This is a genomic window from Arthrobacter sp. JSM 101049 (assembly GCF_041679245.1).
Classification (GTDB): Bacteria; Actinomycetota; Actinomycetes; order Actinomycetales; family Micrococcaceae; genus Arthrobacter_H.
Map to the genome: position 1 here is coordinate 452,029 of NZ_JBGFFC010000002.1, position 14,816 is coordinate 466,844.

Below are 14,816 nucleotides of genomic sequence, written 5' to 3' on the forward strand. Positions count from 1 at the left end.
CGCACGCCCTCCTTGTCGTGCCCGGGGCCGGCGGCTACCGGGTGCGGGCGCTGCTGCGCCGCCAGATGGCGGCCAGGATCGCGCCGGAGACGTTGTGCCAGACGGAGAACACGGCGCCGGGCAGGGCGGCCTCCGGGGCGAAGTACGTCTTGGCCAGGCCGGCGGCCAGCCCGGAGTTCTGCATGCCGACCTCGATCGCCATGGTCCGGCGCGAGGGGATCGGCAGCCGGAACAGCTTGGCTGCGCCGTAGCCGAGCAGGTAGCCCAGCCCGTTGTGCAGGATGACGGCGGCCAGGATCAGCAGCCCGGCGCTGAAGATCGCCGCGGCGCTGCCGGCGACCACGGCGATGACCACGAACGTGATCGCCAGCACCGAGACCCACGGCAGGACCGGCAACACGGCGGTGACCACGCGCGGGACCAGGGCGCGGACCACCAGGCCCAGCACGACCGGGACCAGCACGATCTGCACGATCGACACGGCCATCGACCCGGCATCGACCGGCAGGTACTGCCCGGCCAGCCACAAGGTCAGCAGCGGGGTGAAGACCGGGGCGATCAGGGTCGAGACGCTGGTCATCGTCACCGACAGGGCCACATCGCCCTTGGCCAGGTAGGTGACCACGTTCGAGGCGGTCCCGCCCGGGGCGCAGCCGACCAGGATGACCCCGGCCGCCAGCGCCGGCGACAGGCCCAGCACCGTCGAGACGCCCAGGCCCACCAGCGGCATGATGACGTACTGGGCGATGACCCCCAGCAGCACCGGCAGCGGCTGGCGCACCACCAGCGCGAAGTCCGGCAGCGTGAGCGTCAGGCCCATGCCGAACATGATCACCATCAGCCCGGGGTTGATGAACGCCGCCCAGCCCAGGAAAGGTTCCGGGACGAACAGCGCCACCGCTCCCCCGGCCAGGATCAGCAGCGGGAAGAGCGTGACGGCCACGCGGGCGCTGCGCTCCCCGCCCGGGTCCCCTCCACGTGGCCCGCCCGGGTCCACCGGGGGCTGTTGTCGGGCGTCCGGTGACGTGGTTTCCGCCGGCGTGGGGCGGTCGTGCGGTGCTGGAGTGGTTGGCATGGGCAACATGTTTCCAAACCGGCCGACCGCGCGTTTAATTGTGACCTTCCGGCGACCGCCCGGCCCCGCGCGCGTCGAGCCGGGCATGACCGGCGCCACGGCACCACCGGCCCGACTGCACTAGGCTGGTGGGGGCGCCGCGCACCGCCGCGTCCACGCACCACGCCACCGTTCCACCGCACCGCCGGGGCCCGCCAGCACGGGCACCGGCCCCCAGCACCGTCGAGGAAACCACCATGCCCGCAGCCCCCCGTTCCGCACGCCCGGCAGCCATTGCCGCCGGCCTGCTCGCCACCACGCTCGTGCTGGCCGGTTGTGCCGGCTCCGGAGGCGGCGGCGCCGCGGACACCGGGGCGGCAGCCGAACCCGTCAGCGGCGGCACCCTGGTCTACGCCTCGGGCGACGCGGAGCCGACCTGCCTGGATCCCCACGTGGGCGGGAACTACCCGCAGGCGCTGCTCGCCGGGCAGTACCTCGAGACCCTGTACACCAAGGACGACGACGGGGCGATCGTCCCGTGGCTGGCCTCCGGCGCCGAGGTCTCCGACGACGGGCTGACCTGGACGCTGAAGCTGCGCGACGGGATCACCTTCACGGACGGCACCGCGTTCGACGCCGCCACCGTCAAGGCCAACATCACGCACCTGCAGGACCCGGACACCGCCTCCTCCACCGGCTACCTGGCCGTGGAGAAGATCAAGACCATGGACGTCGTGGACGACACCACGCTGGAGATCGGCCTCTCCTCCCCCGACGCCGCACTGCTCGAGTCCTTCTCCATGCCGTGGGTCGCCATGGAATCGGCGAAGGCGCTGAAGCGCAGCCAGGCCGAGAACTGCGCCTCGCCCGTGGGCACGGGCCCGTTCGAGGTCGCCGCGTGGACCAAGCAGGACTCGGTCGAGCTGGTCCGCAACGAGGACTACACGCCCCCGGTCCCCGGCGCCGGACACGACGGCCCCGCCTACCTGGAGGGGATCACCTGGAAGTTCATCCCCGAGGCGGCCACCCGCTACGCGGCCCTGCAGGCCGGCACCGTGGACATGATCGACAACGCCCAGCCGGACACGATCAAGGCCGCCGAGGGGTCGGAGGCGATCGGCCACCTCGACGCCCCGCGCCCGGGCGCCTCGAACCGGATCGAGCTGAACGCCTCCAAGGCCCCCTTCAACGACGAACGGGTCCGCGAGGCCTTCGTCCGCGCCGTGAACGTCGACGACGGGATCTCCTCGCTGTTCTTCGACACCGCCAAGCGCTCCTACTCGGCGCTGTCCAGCGTCGAGCCGATGGGCTACTCCGACCCCTCGCTCTTCGGACGGGACCTGGACGTGGCCAACCGGCTGCTCGACGAGGCCGGCTGGGACCAGCGCGATGCCGCCGGCTACCGCACGAAGGACGGCAAGCGCCTGACCCTGGCCTTCCCGGTGAGCACCAACCAGTCCGTCCCGGCCGAGCAGTCGCTCTTCCAGCAGCTGCAGGCCACCGCCAAGGAGGCCGGCTTCGAGGTCAAGCTGAACCTGCTGGACCTCTCCAGCTGGTACGGCGTGCTCGGGGAGAACCGGTACGACCTGGTCTCGGCCCCCTACACCAAGGTCGGCCCGGACGTGCTGCGCACCCTCTTCCACACTTCCAACACCGTCCCGGCGCCCTCGGGCTACTTCTCCAACCACTCCCAGGTCAAGGACCCGACGCTGGACGCGCTGCTCGAGTCCGCCAGCGCCACCACCGACCAGGCCGAGCGGAAGGACCAGTACACCCGGGCCCAGCAGATCGTGCTGGAGGGGTACTACATCCTGCCGCTCTACGACCAGCAGAACCACTTCCTCTACGGCAGCCAGTTGCACGGGGTCGGGGCGACCACCGCCGTGGCTTCCCCGGTCTTCCACGACACCTGGCTGGCCCGGGACTAGGCACGACGGCGGCACATGGCAGAGCAGGCACTGCCCGGTCTCCCCGGTGGCCCCTCCCCGGGAGAGCCAGACCCCGGGGACCGGGCGGAGGGCGGCCTCCCGCACCCGGGGGGCACCGCCGTCGTGCCCGCGGGGCGGTGGCGTGCCGCCGGTGCCTGGCTGGCCCGCCGGGTGTGCTCGGCCGTGTTCGTGCTCTGGGCCGTGGCGACGCTGATCTTCCTGGCCATCCGGCTGATCCCCGGCGACCCGGCCGAGGCGATCATGGGCGGGCCCGGCTCGCAGGCCTCCGCCGAGGCGCTCGAGGCCGCCCGCGCCGAGTATGGGCTCGATGAGCCGTTGTGGGTGCAGTACCTCTCCCAGCTGGGTCGGCTGGCCACCGGCGACCTGGGCACCTCCTATGCGCTGAAGGTCCCCGTCGCCCAGCTGCTCGGCGAGCAGCTGCCCGGCACGCTGGCCCTGGCTGCCGGCGCCTGGGTGCTGGCATGGGTCCTGGCGCTGGGGCTGGCGCTCTGGTCCGGCCTCGGCGGGCGGGGCGCGGCAGTGGTCGGCTCGGCGCTGGAGATCGCGGCGGCTTCCGTGCCGCACTTCTGGCTCGGCTCGGTGCTGGTGCTGCTCTTCTCCACCGCCTGGGGCTGGCTGCCGCCGGTGAGCAACGGCAGCGCCGCCGGGCTGGTCATGCCCATCGTGACGCTGGCCCTGCCGCTGGCCGGGTTCCTGGGCCAGGTGATGCGCGAGTCGATGCTCACCGCCATGACCTCGCCCTTCGCTCTCTCGGCTCGGGCCCGCGGGGAGTCCGAGGCCGGCGTCGTGCTGCGCCATGCGCTGCGCCACGCCGCCCTGCCCGGCGTCGCCCTGTCCGGGTGGGCGCTGGGGTCGCTGGTCTCCGGCGCCGTCGTCGTCGAATCGATCTTCGCCCGCCCGGGCCTGGGCCGCACCCTGCTCCAGGCGGTGACCCTACGCGACGTCCCGCTGGTCACCGGGGTCGCGCTGGTCTCGGCGCTTGCGTACGTGGTGGTCATGGCCCTGTCCGACCTGGCCGAGCGCGCCATCGACCCGCGGATCAGGGAGCGGTGAGCGGCATGCACGATTCCCCCACCCGGTCCAGTTCCCGGCGTGGCCTCGGCCTGCGCTCCCTCCGGGCCCGCCGGACCCGGCTGCGGTCGTTCCGGCCCGGCGCGGGCGCCGTCCTGCCGGCTCTCGCCGCGTTGGCCGCCCTGTTCCTGCTGCTCGCCGCCGTGGCGCCGGGCTGGCTGGCACCGACGGACCCGCTGGCGATCGATCCCGCGGCCGCCTTCAACGCCCCATCGGCCGCCCACTGGCTGGGCACCGACGAGTCCGGGCGCGACATCTACTCGCGCATCGTGCACGGGGCGCGGCCCTCGCTGCTCATCGGGGCGGCGGCCACCGGCCTGGGGCTGGGGCTGGCGCTGCTGCTCGGCCTGGCGGCCGGGCTCGGCGGGCGCCGGCTCGATGCCGGGGTCGGGCGCGTCGTCGAGGTGCTGCTCGCCCTGCCCGGGTTGCTGCTGGCCCTGGTGTTCATCGCGTTGGCCGGGCCAGGGGTGGCCACCACCATCGTCGCCGTCGGATTGTCCACCGCCCCGGGCTACGCCCGGATCATCCGCTCGCAGGTCAGGTCGCTGCGCAGCTCGCCGATGATCGAGGCGGCCCGCGTGCTGGGCCACTCCCCCGCCCGGATCCTCGCCCGGCACCTGCTGCCCAACGCGCTGGGCCCGGTCATGGTGCTGGCGACGCTGGGCATCGGGCAGGCCGTGGTGTGGGCCTCGGCGCTGAGCTTCCTGGGCCTGGGCGAGGCCCCGCCGGCACCCGAATGGGGGGCCATGCTCGCCGCCGGGCGCACCTACCTGGGCTTCGCCTGGTGGATGACGTTCTTCCCCGGGCTGGCCATCGTGGCCACGGCCGCGTCCAGCACGGTGCTGGGCCGGGCCCTGCAACGCCGGTCGGTGGCCGCATGAGCGCGGCACCCCTGCTGCGGGTCGACGGGCTCGACGTCGGCTTCGGCAACGCCGCGGTCGTCCACGACGTGTCGCTGCAGATCGGACGCGGCGAATGCCTCGCGCTGGTCGGCGAATCCGGCTCCGGCAAATCCGTGACCGCCCGCGCCCTGCTGGGGTTGGCCGGCCGCGGCGCCCGCGTCACCGCCCGCACCCTGGACTTCGACGGGGCCGACCTCTCGACGGCCGGCCAGCGGGCCTGGCGCCGACTGCGCGGATCACGGATCGGCTTGGTCCTGCAGGACGCCCTGGTCTCGCTGGACCCGTTGCGGACCGTCGGACGCGAAATCGACGACGCGCTGCGCCTGCACACCGGGCTCCCGCCCTCCACGCGGGCGGCGAAGACCACCGGCCTGCTGGAGTCGATGGGGTTGGCCGCCGGTGACGCGGGTCGGCGCGCCGGCGAGCTGTCCGGGGGCATGCGCCAGCGGGCGCTGATCGCCGCGGCCATGGCCCTGGACCCCGACCTGCTGATTGCCGACGAACCGACCACGGCACTCGATGCCGAGGCCCAGGCGCAGGTCCTGGACCTGTTGGCCGGACTGCGGGCCGGCGGTTCGTCGCTGCTGCTGATCAGCCATGACCTGGCCGTCGTCTCCTCGGTGGCCGACCGGGTGGCCATCATGCGCGGTGGGCGGATCCTCGAGCAAGGACCCACGGAGCAGCTGCTCACCGCGCCGCAGCACGAGTACACGCGGATGCTGCTGCGTGCCGTCCCCGCCGGCCGCCCGCGGGGTACCCGGCTCTCGACGGTCCATGACAGCGCGCCGGCCCCCCGGCCCGATGCATCGCACGACCAGCCGCACGGGCCTGCGCCGTCCACCGGCACGCCGGTCCTGGAGGCCCGCAACCTGGTGCGCACCTTCGAAGTACCCGGCGGGGGCATCCTGCATGCCGCCAACGATGTCAGCCTGCGCGTCGAGGCGGGCCGCACGCTCGGCCTGGTGGGCGCCTCGGGCTCGGGCAAGAGCACGACCGCGCGGATCCTGCTGGGTCTGGAGTCCCCGGAGTCCGGTTCGGTCGCGCTCTTCGGCCAGCCGTGGGTGCCACTGCCCGAAGCGGCCCGGCGCCCCCGCAGGACGCAGCTCGGGGCCATTTACCAGGACCCGCTGAGCTCCTTCGACCCCCGGCGCCGGGTGGGGGCGATCCTGGCCGATGCGCTATTCGCGGCCGCGGCTGGCCAGACCCGAGGCGCCGCCGATGTCGCGTCCCTGCTGGAGCTGGTGGGCCTGGATCCGGCCCTGGCCGGACGGCACCCGTCCACGCTGTCCGGCGGGCAGCGTCAGCGGGTGGCGATCGCCCGGGCCCTGGCACCGTGGCCGCGCGTGCTGATCTGCGACGAGCCGGTTTCGGCCCTGGACGTGTCGGTGCAGGCGCAGATCCTGGACCTGCTGGACGATCTGCAGGCCCGGCTGGGGTTGGGCTACCTGTTCATCTCGCATGATCTGGCCGTCGTCCGCCATGTAAGCGACCAGTTGGCCGTCATGCGCGGCGGACGGATCGTCGAGAGCGGCGCCACCGAGGAGGTCTTCGCCGATCCACGGCACGACTACACGCGGGCCCTGTTGGCCGCTTCCCCCACGCTGGCAGACTGACCCTGCCGATCGTACGCGGTCGGCTCAGGTCTGCGCTTCGCCGGGCAACAAGGAGAACAGCACCATGTCGTGGCGTTCCCCGAAACGCTCGGCCTTGGAGCGTTGGACGCCTTCGCGAGTGAAGCCCGCGTTGAGCGCCACCCGTTGGGACCCGAGGTTTCCGACGGCCGCTTCAAGGCTGACGCGTTGGGCTCCCAGGTCGCGCAGCGCCCATCCGGACAACGCCCGGGTGCCCGCGGTGGCGACGCCCCGACCGCGGGCCCAGGGTGCCACCCAATAGCCCACTTCAACTACGCAGTCCTCCTCGTTGACGTCCACCAGACCGCAGGCGGCAAGGACACCGTCGGTGGCTTCGTCGGCGACTGCGTAGGCGGCACCGGTGTGTTCCTGCCAGCTGGTTTCCGACGCTGTCGAATAGGACAGCGCATGTTCCCGGGTGTAGGGGTGGGGTACCCGCGTCCATCGCACGATCTCCGGATCCTGGCACGCACGGTAGACGGCGTCGGCGTCGTGCTGGTTCCACGGACGCAGCACCAGCCGTTCGCCGGCCCGTGTCGCGATCTTCAGGCTGGGTTGCGTCTGGCCCCATGTCAAAGTCATGGGGAAGAGTCTAGTGCTGGGCCGCGTCGAATTCGTTTCGGCGTCATGGGCATACCCGGGAGTGCCGCTGCCCCCACGCTGGCATCCGGCTGACGCGGTGGTCCGGCCCGCTCAGTCCTGCTGGGCCACGTCGAACTCGTTCCCCTGGGGGTCCGCGAGGGTGACCCAACGGAACGCCTCGTCACCCCGTCGCCCGATGAGGGTGGCCCCGGCAGCGAGCAGGCGGTCGACTTCGGCGTCGAGGTCGTCCGCTCCGAGATCGAGGTGGATCCGGTTCTTTCCGGCGGTCGGGTGGTCGACCTTCTGGAAGGAGAGCATCACCGGCAGCCCTCCGCCTTCGAGCACCACGAACCAGCCGTCATTTTCCTGCGTGATCGCCGCCCCGGTCTGCTCGGCCCACCAGCCGGCCAGCGCGACGGCGTCGGTGGTGTCGACGGTGACCATGCCCAATTTCAGTGTCATGTGCCCAATCTAGGGGTGCCACCGTCTCCAGGAATAGAGCAACGGACACCCTGCGCGGTAAACGGCGCGTCGCCCGGTGGGAACCACCGGGCGACGCGCCGTCGTCGTGCCGTGTCAGCCGGCTATCCCGGCGACCGCCCTACTTCCGGGACAGGGTGTCCAGCACGCGGTTCAGCGTGGCGGACGGACGCATGGCCTTCGTGGCCGCCTCGTCGGAGGGACGGTAGTAGCCGCCCAGCTCCACCGGGGAGCCCTGCACGCCGAGCAGTTCGGCGTTGATGGCGTCCTCGTTCGTGGCGAAGTCCTTCGCGATCTCCGCGAAGGAGGCGGCCAGTTCGGCGTCCTGCTCCTGCTTGGCCAGCTCCTGGGCCCAATACATGGCCAGGTAGAAGTGGCTGCCGCGGTTGTCGATCTCCCCGACCTTGCGCTTGGGCGACTTGTTTTCCAGCAGGAACGTGCCGGTGGCCGCATCCAGTGTGTCGGCCAGCACCTGGGCACGGGCGTTGGACGTGGAGGTGGCCAGGTGCTCGAAGCTCACGGCCAGGGCCAGGAACTCGCCAAGCGAATCCCAGCGCAGGTGGTTTTCCTTGACCAACTGCTGGACGTGCTTCGGGGCGGAGCCGCCGGCACCGGTCTCGAACAGGCCGCCGCCGTTGATCAGCGGGACCACGGAGAGCATCTTGGCGCTGGTGCCCAGCTCCAGGATCGGGAACAGGTCGGTGAGGTAGTCACGCAGCACGTTGCCGGTCACCGAGATGGTGTCCTCGCCGCGGCGGATGCGCTCGAGGGTGTAGGCGGTGGCCTCCATCGGGGACATGATCTTGATGACCAGGCCCTCGGTGTCGTGGTCGCCGAGGTACTCGTTGACCTTGGCGATCAGGTTCCGGTCGTGGGCACGGGTCTCGTCGAGCCAGAACACCGCCGGGGTCTGCGAAGCCCGGGAGCGGGTGACGGCCAGCTTGACCCAGTCGCGGATCGGGATGTCCTTGGTCTGGCAGGCACGCCAGATGTCGCCCTGCTCGACGTTGTGCTCGATGAGCACCTCGCCGGCCGAGTTGACGACCTGGACGGTGCCGGCCGCGGCGATCTCGAAGGTCTTGTCGTGGCTGCCGTATTCCTCGGCGGCCTGGGCCATCAGCCCGACGTTGGGAACGGTGCCCATGGTGGTCGGGTCGTAGGCGCCGTGGGCGCGGCAGTCCTCGATGACCGCCTGGTAGACACCGGCGTAGGAGCTGTCCGGCAGCACGGCCAGGGTGTCGTGCTCGCCGCCGTCGGCGCCCCACATGTGCCCGGAGGTGCGGATCATGGCCGGCATGGAGGCGTCGACGATGACATCCGAGGGCACGTGCAGGTTGGTGATGCCCTTGTCCGAGTCGACCATCGCGAGGGCCGGGCCCTCGCCGAGGCCCTTCTCGATGGCGGACTTCACGCCGTCGCGCACGGAGTCGGAGAGCTCGTCGAGCCCGCCGAGGATGGCAGCCAGTCCGTTGTTGGCGCTCAGTCCGGCGGCCTCGAGGTCGTCGCCGTAGGTGGCGAAGAGGTCGGGGAAGAAGGCCTTGACGACATGCCCGAAGATGATGGGGTCCGAGACCTTCATCATGGTGGCCTTCAGGTGGGCGGAGAAGAGCACGCCCTCGTCCTGGGCACGGGCGACCTGGGCGGCCAGGAACGCGTCCAGCTTGGCGGCGGACATGAACGTGCCGTCGATGACCTCGCCCTTCAGGACGGGGAAGGCCTTCTTCAGGACCTTGACGGTGCCGTCCTCGGCGGTGAAGCGGATCTCGAGCTGGTCGTCGTCGGCCATGACGACGGACTTCTCATTGGAGCGGAAGTCGCCGCCGTCCATGGTGGCCACGTTGGTCTTGGAGTCGGCGGTCCAGGCGCCCATGGTGTGGGGGTTCTGGCGGGCGTAGTTCTTCACCGACAGCGGCGCGCGGCGGTCGGAGTTGCCCTCGCGCAGGACGGGGTTCACGGCGGACCCCTTGATGCGGTCGTAGCGAGAGCGGATGTCGGTCTCCTCGTCGGAGGAGGGGTTGTCCGGGTAGTCCGGCAGGGCGTAGCCCTGGGACTGCAGTTCTGCGATGGCCGCCTTGAGCTGCGGGATGGAGGCGCTGATGTTCGGCAGCTTGATGATGTTCGCCTCGGGCGTCTTGGCCAGGGCGCCGAGTTCGGCCAGCGCGTCCGGCTGGCGCTGGTCCTCGGTCAGGAAGTCACCGAAGACGGCGATGATGCGGCCGGCGAGCGAGATGTCGCGGGTCTCGACGTCCACGCCGGCGGTCGAGGCGAAGGCCTCCACGACGGGCAGGAAGGAGTAGGTGGCCAGCATCGGGGCTTCGTCGGTGTGGGTGTAGATAATCTTTGCCATGGGCGGGGCATCTCCCTGAAGGTCAACGGTGTGGGGAGATCAACGTGATGATCTCAACGACTCCAACTTACCCGAGAGGCCCCTCCGGCCCATATTCCACGGCCGGATGCGACGACGCCGGTGACCGCGCCACGGAAGGCGCGGGCACCCGGCGTCGTGCCCGGGGAAACCGGTCCCCAGAGGGCTACCCGGCGTCGGGTGCCTTCGCGTCGGGGGTCTCCTTGAGCGAGGTGAGCTTCCACTGCCCGTCGGCGTAGCGTCCGGTGACCGTGTAGGTGGTCCCGTCGGCGTCCCACTCGGTCTCGTCCACGACCTTGCCGTCCGCGTCGAGGGTCTTCTGGGCGTCCTGCATGAACGGGACGACGGCGCTCAGTTCGCCCTGTTCGTCGACCGCGCCCACGGGGGCGACGTCCTGGGGCTTGGGCTGGCCGCCCTCGATGCTGCCGCCGTCGGCGTAGACCTTGGCGATGGCGTCGGCGGTCTCGGTGCACTGGGCGCAGTCGTCGGTGACGGCGAGCATCTGCTCGGTCTTGCCGGTCTGCTGGGCGTAGCTGACGGCTTCGTAGTAGTAGTAGGTGGTGGCGGAGAGGCCGTCGGCACCCTCGGCCTTCATCTGGGCGTTGGTCGGCGGGGCCTGGACGGCCGTGGCGGACGAGGAGGAGGCGTCGGCGGCGGGCTCGTCGGCGGCGCATCCGGCCAGGGTCAGGGCGGCGGCCGCGACGGCGATGCCGGTGCCGAGGGCGCGGGGGAACTTCATGATGGCTGCTCCAGTGGGTCGTGATGGTCGTACGGGTGACGGACGTGGTGCCGGTCACCGCCACCCTACCCGTTGCCCCAGGCCATCAAATGTGCCGCTGCCCACATTCCGCGGGCGGCAGGGTCGCCACGTGTGCAACCTCACAGCCCCTCCGGCTGCCGGTATGATGTTGCAGGCGCCGGAGCGGCGTCCTGCGCACCAACAGGAGGACGGCGACATGCCCGAGGCAGCACTGGCAATCGATGGCGGGCAGACGGGCATCCGCGCCCAGGTGCGCCGTGCGGACGGGTCCGTCTGGGACGGCCTGCCGGTCTACGAATCCCGCGGGATCCTCACCCACCGGCCGCTGGCCCCGCAGATCGCCGACGTCGTTGGCCAGGCCCGGGCGGCTTCGGGCCTGGCCTTCTCCACCGTTTCGGCGGGTTTGTCTGGCCTGACCGACGGGGAGGGCCTGGCCCCGGCACTGCTCGCGGCCACTGCGGGCTTCGGCACCTCGACCGTGCGTCTGGTCCACGATTCGGTTAGTTCCTACCTGGGAGCCCTGGGTGACTCGCGCGGCGCAGTGGTCGCGGCCGGCACCGGCTCGGTGACCCTGGCCGTGGGTGCCGCCGAGGTGGTGCGCATCGATGGGTGGGGCTACATCATGGGCGATGCAGGCAGCGGCTACTGGCTGGGCCGCGAGGCCCTCGTCGCTGTCATGCGCGCGTTCGACGGGCGGGGGCCCGCCACGGCTCTGACCGACGTTGTGGGGGCCGACTTCCCCGACCTCTCCCAGGCCTATGTCGACCTGCAACGCGACCCTGACCGCATCCGCCGCACCGCCTCCTACGCAGCGCACGTCGCCCGGCTGGCGGAGACGGACGAGGTGGCCCGGGGCATCTGCGACGCCGCCGCCGAGGAGCTCGCCCTGGCCGTGGCCACCGGCCTGCGCCGGGTGGGCGAGGACCAGGCGGAGGCCCCGGCAGTCTGCTTCCTGGGTGGCGTGCTGCGGGGGGACCGGATCCGCTCCCAGCTCACCGCGCGGTTGGCCGCGGAATGGCCCCACCTCGAGGTCCGCGAGCCGTTGGCCACCTCCCTCGAGGGCGCCGCCATGCTCCCGTGGTTGGATCCTGATTCGGCCCTGGCACACCAGGTGCTGACGGCCCGGGCGTAGGCCCCGCTAGAACCCGCTGCGTCTGAGGTATTTCACGTCTGTCTCGTCCTGGACGGCCTTCTGCTCCGGGCGTTGGCCATGGACCTCGCGCAGCGTTTCGTGCTCGGAGCGCGAGGGCGCCGGACGGCGCGCCACGCGGTACCGGTAGGCGAGCCAGCAGATGGCGCCGATGACGGCCACGATGCCGATCACCAGCCCCACCAGGAGGTTGCCTCGGTCCTGACCCGCGGTTTCGGCCGCGGCAAGTAACTGGACGGTCATGGTGTTCACCGGCTCCCCCCTTGATGGACATGGTCTTCCCACCATAGGCGCCCCGGACGTCGACGGGCATCGCCCGTGCAGATGATCTTCCCGATCGTGTTCGGCCCTCCACGCGGCGATGGCCGGCTCCCCTCACCGGGGAACCGGCCATCGCCGCGCTGGTACGGAGGCGTCGCTGCCCGTCTTCTAGTGGAAGAAGTGCCGCGCTCCGGTGAAGTACATCGTGATGCCTGCGTCCTGCGCGGCGGCGACGACCTCCTCGTCGCGGATGGAGCCCCCGGGGTGGACGACGGCCTTCACGCCGGCGTCGATGAGGATCTGCAGTCCGTCTGAGAAGGGGAAGAACGCGTCCGAGGACGCGACGGCGCCGCGGGCGCGTTCGGGCGAGGAGGCCCCGGCTGCTGCACCGGAGGCTCCCCCGGCGGCGTCGACGTCGGACTCGACGGCCACCCCGAGCGTGTTGGCACGCTCCACGGCCAGGCGGCAGGAATCCACGCGGTTGACCTGGCCCATGCCCACGCCCACCGTGGCACCGTCGCGGGCCAGCAGGATGGCGTTGGACTTCGCGGCCCGGATGGCGCGCCAGGCGAAGACCAGATCCGCCAACGTCGCCTCATCGGCGGCGTCCCCGGCAGCCAGCGTCCAGTTGGACGGGTCGTCGCCGTCGGCGTCGACCCGGTCGGAGGCCTGCAGGAGCATGCCGCCGGAGATCTGCTTGTACTCGACGCCGTCGCGTTCATAGCCGGCCGGCAGCTGCAGCAGGCGGATGTTCTTCTTGGCCGTGAGGATCTCCAGGGCGGCGGGTTCGAAGCCCGGGGCGATGACGACCTCGGTGAAGATCGAGCGGATCGTCTCGGCCATGCCCGCGGTGACGGTGCGGTTGGCAGCGATGACCCCGCCGTAGGCGGAGACCGGGTCGCAGGCGTGCGCCTTGCGGTGCGCGTCGGCGATCGGGTCCTCAGCTCCGGTGGTGGCCACGGCGACGCCGCACGGGTTGGCGTGCTTGACCACGGCGACTGCGGGGTCGGTGAAGTCGAACGCGGCGCGCAGGGCGGCATCGGCGTCGGTGTAGTTGTTGTAGCTCATCGCCTTGCCGTGCAGTTGTTCGGCCTGGGCGATGCCGGCCGGTGCCGAGGCGTCGACATACAGGGCGGCTGGCTGGTGCGGGTTCTCCCCATAGCGCAGCGTCTCGGCACGTTCGAGGGCCACCCCGGCGTAGGGCGGGAACTTGGCGGGCGCCTCCTCGTCGCCGAACTGCGCGGCGGTCCAGCTGGCGACGGCGTTGTCGTAGGCGGCGGTGTGCGCGAAGGCCAGCGACGCCAGTCGGCGGCGGGTCTTCAGGTCGAAGCCGCCGGACTGGGCGGCCCCGATGACGTCCCCGTAGGACGCAGGATCCACCACGACGGCGACCGACGGGTGGTTCTTCGCGGCGGCACGGACCATCGAAGGCCCGCCAATGTCGATCTGCTCGACCACCTCGTCCTGGCCGGCCCCTGACTTCACCGTGTCCACGAACGGGTAGAGGTTGACCACGACCAGGTCAAAGGGCTCGATGCCCAGGTCGGCGAGCTGCTGCACATGCTCCGGGAGGCGGCGGTCGGCCAGGATGCCGGCGTGCACGCGGGGGTGCAGGGTCTTGACGCGCCCGTCGAGGCATTCCTGGAAGCCCGTCACTTCGGAGACCTCGGTTACCGGGATGCCCGCCGCAGCGATCTTCGACGCCGTCGAACCCGTCGAGACGATGGAGACGCCCGCGGCATGCAGGCCCTGTGCCAGGTCCTCGAGCCCGGTCTTGTCGTAGACGGAAATGAGTGCTCGGCGAAGGGGGACGCGATCAAGGACGGTTTGGCTCACAAGGAACTCCCTGGAATCTCGGGGTGGGGTCACCCCAACTCTACCGGTCTGCCGGAGCCCTTCAGGAGACGAGGTCGGGGAAATGACGCGAGAGCTGTTCGGGCGTCAGGCAGCGCCGCAACAGGGCGTCGGCGTGGTCGTCGTCGGAGACGAAGGCGACGATGTCGGCGTTCGGCCCTTCGGCCAATTCCGCGCGCAGGCTCGCGATCACCGAGAGCAGGACTTCGTAGTAGCGGCGGATGGTTGGTTCCCATCCCGCCGTTTCGGCCACGCGGGTCAGCGCCTGGCTCCAGAGCTCCGCTGCGGATTCGTCGAAGAGCTCCATGGAGCACCAGTGCCAATCCGGCGGGTTCCAGCGCGCGGAATAGTAGCTGGAGTCGGTTTCCGTGGCCTGTCCCTCTTCTTCCAGGCGCTGCAGTTCCCCGTCGACGTCGAAGCCGTCATCGTCATCGTCGTCTGATTCTTCGTCGGGCTGATCGTCGTCGTCCCGGTCATCGTCATCGTCGTTGCCGAGGTTCAGCGGGTCCGGCCCCTCGCCGTCTTCCTGGTATTCCACGGGTTCGTCGACGACGTGGTCGGCTTCCTCCACGGGACCGCGGTCCCGGACGAGCGCCTGCTCGGAGTTCAGGGCCAGGACGGGCAGTTCGACCCGCCCACTCGGTTCGGTGGACACCCCGTCGAAGGCCACCGCATAGAACACATGGTCGGGATGATGCTCGATCACGTCCCGAGCCTGCCGCAATGCCGATCGCCGGATTGCCTCTTCCAAAGCCGT

13 protein-coding genes are annotated in these 14,816 nt (G+C 71.1%); 5 read left to right on the forward strand and 8 right to left on the reverse strand.

The features are described from left to right. Positions 1-34: 34 nt before the first annotated feature. Entirely contained in the window at positions 35-1,075 is a 1,041-nt protein-coding gene (locus AB8M85_RS07240; protein ID WP_372698099.1) for a bile acid:sodium symporter family protein, read from the reverse strand. Positions 1,076-1,311: 236 nt separating this feature from the next. Here AB8M85_RS07240 and AB8M85_RS07245 point away from each other — a divergent pair, with 236 nt between their 5' ends. The 4 genes from AB8M85_RS07245 to AB8M85_RS07260 are packed head-to-tail and all read left to right on the forward strand — an operon-like array spanning position 1,312 to position 6,589. Then, complete coding sequence (locus AB8M85_RS07245) at positions 1,312-2,982, forward strand: ABC transporter substrate-binding protein (protein ID WP_372698100.1); 1,671 nt, start codon at positions 1,312-1,314, stop codon at positions 2,980-2,982. Between the two features lie 15 nt (positions 2,983-2,997). Beyond that, positions 2,998-4,056 carry an ABC transporter permease gene (locus AB8M85_RS07250; RefSeq protein ID WP_372698101.1) on the forward strand — a complete coding sequence of 353 codons (1,059 nt, stop codon included), beginning with the start codon at positions 2,998-3,000 and terminating at the stop codon, positions 4,054-4,056. A 5-nt stretch (positions 4,057-4,061) separates the two neighbouring features. Further along, positions 4,062-4,955, forward strand: a complete 894-nt coding sequence (locus tag AB8M85_RS07255; protein WP_372698102.1) for an ABC transporter permease — start codon at positions 4,062-4,064, stop codon at positions 4,953-4,955. Further along, a complete protein-coding gene (locus AB8M85_RS07260) occupies positions 4,952-6,589 on the forward strand; it encodes a dipeptide ABC transporter ATP-binding protein (RefSeq protein WP_372698103.1) in 1,638 nt (545 codons plus the stop codon). Before AB8M85_RS07255 ends, AB8M85_RS07260 begins: the two co-directional genes overlap by 4 nt. 24 nt (positions 6,590-6,613) lie before the next feature. On the opposite strand, the gene AB8M85_RS07265 is transcribed toward AB8M85_RS07260, so the two are convergent. The 4 genes from AB8M85_RS07265 to AB8M85_RS07280 all read right to left on the reverse strand — a co-directional run bounded on the left by AB8M85_RS07265 (position 6,614) and on the right by AB8M85_RS07280 (position 10,773). Then, the gene (locus AB8M85_RS07265) at positions 6,614-7,189 is read right to left on the reverse strand and encodes a GNAT family N-acetyltransferase (RefSeq protein WP_372698104.1); all 576 of its coding nucleotides are present in this window, start codon (positions 7,187-7,189) and stop codon (positions 6,614-6,616) included. A gap of 111 nt (positions 7,190-7,300) precedes the next feature. Continuing rightward, a complete protein-coding gene (locus AB8M85_RS07270; RefSeq protein ID WP_372698105.1) occupies positions 7,301-7,651 on the reverse strand; it encodes a VOC family protein in 351 nt (116 codons plus the stop codon). 139 nt (positions 7,652-7,790) lie between these two features. After that, entirely contained in the window at positions 7,791-10,016 is a 2,226-nt protein-coding gene (locus AB8M85_RS07275) for an NADP-dependent isocitrate dehydrogenase (protein ID WP_372698106.1), read from the reverse strand. 184 nt (positions 10,017-10,200) lie between these two features. Continuing rightward, entirely contained in the window at positions 10,201-10,773 is a 573-nt protein-coding gene (locus AB8M85_RS07280; protein WP_372698107.1) for a DUF6318 family protein, read from the reverse strand. Between the two features lie 217 nt (positions 10,774-10,990). Between AB8M85_RS07280 and AB8M85_RS07285 the strand changes: the two genes are divergently transcribed. Continuing rightward, positions 10,991-11,926: an N-acetylglucosamine kinase gene (locus AB8M85_RS07285; protein WP_372698108.1), complete on the forward strand. Its 936-nt coding sequence runs from the start codon at positions 10,991-10,993 to the stop codon at positions 11,924-11,926. A gap of 6 nt (positions 11,927-11,932) precedes the next feature. Here the strand turns inward: AB8M85_RS07285 and AB8M85_RS07290 are convergent, their stop codons facing one another. From AB8M85_RS07290 to AB8M85_RS07300, 3 genes are all read right to left on the reverse strand, one after another. Next, the gene (locus AB8M85_RS07290; RefSeq protein ID WP_372698109.1) at positions 11,933-12,196 is read right to left on the reverse strand and encodes a hypothetical protein; all 264 of its coding nucleotides are present in this window, start codon (positions 12,194-12,196) and stop codon (positions 11,933-11,935) included. Positions 12,197-12,373: 177 nt separating this feature from the next. After that, positions 12,374-14,041, reverse strand: coding sequence for a bifunctional phosphoribosylaminoimidazolecarboxamide formyltransferase/IMP cyclohydrolase (gene purH / locus AB8M85_RS07295; RefSeq protein ID WP_372698110.1), 1,668 nt, complete (start codon positions 14,039-14,041; stop codon positions 12,374-12,376). 61 nt (positions 14,042-14,102) lie between these two features. Continuing rightward, positions 14,103-14,765: a DUF4303 domain-containing protein gene (locus AB8M85_RS07300; RefSeq protein ID WP_372698111.1), complete on the reverse strand. Its 663-nt coding sequence runs from the start codon at positions 14,763-14,765 to the stop codon at positions 14,103-14,105. Between the last annotated feature and the right edge of the window lie 51 nt (positions 14,766-14,816).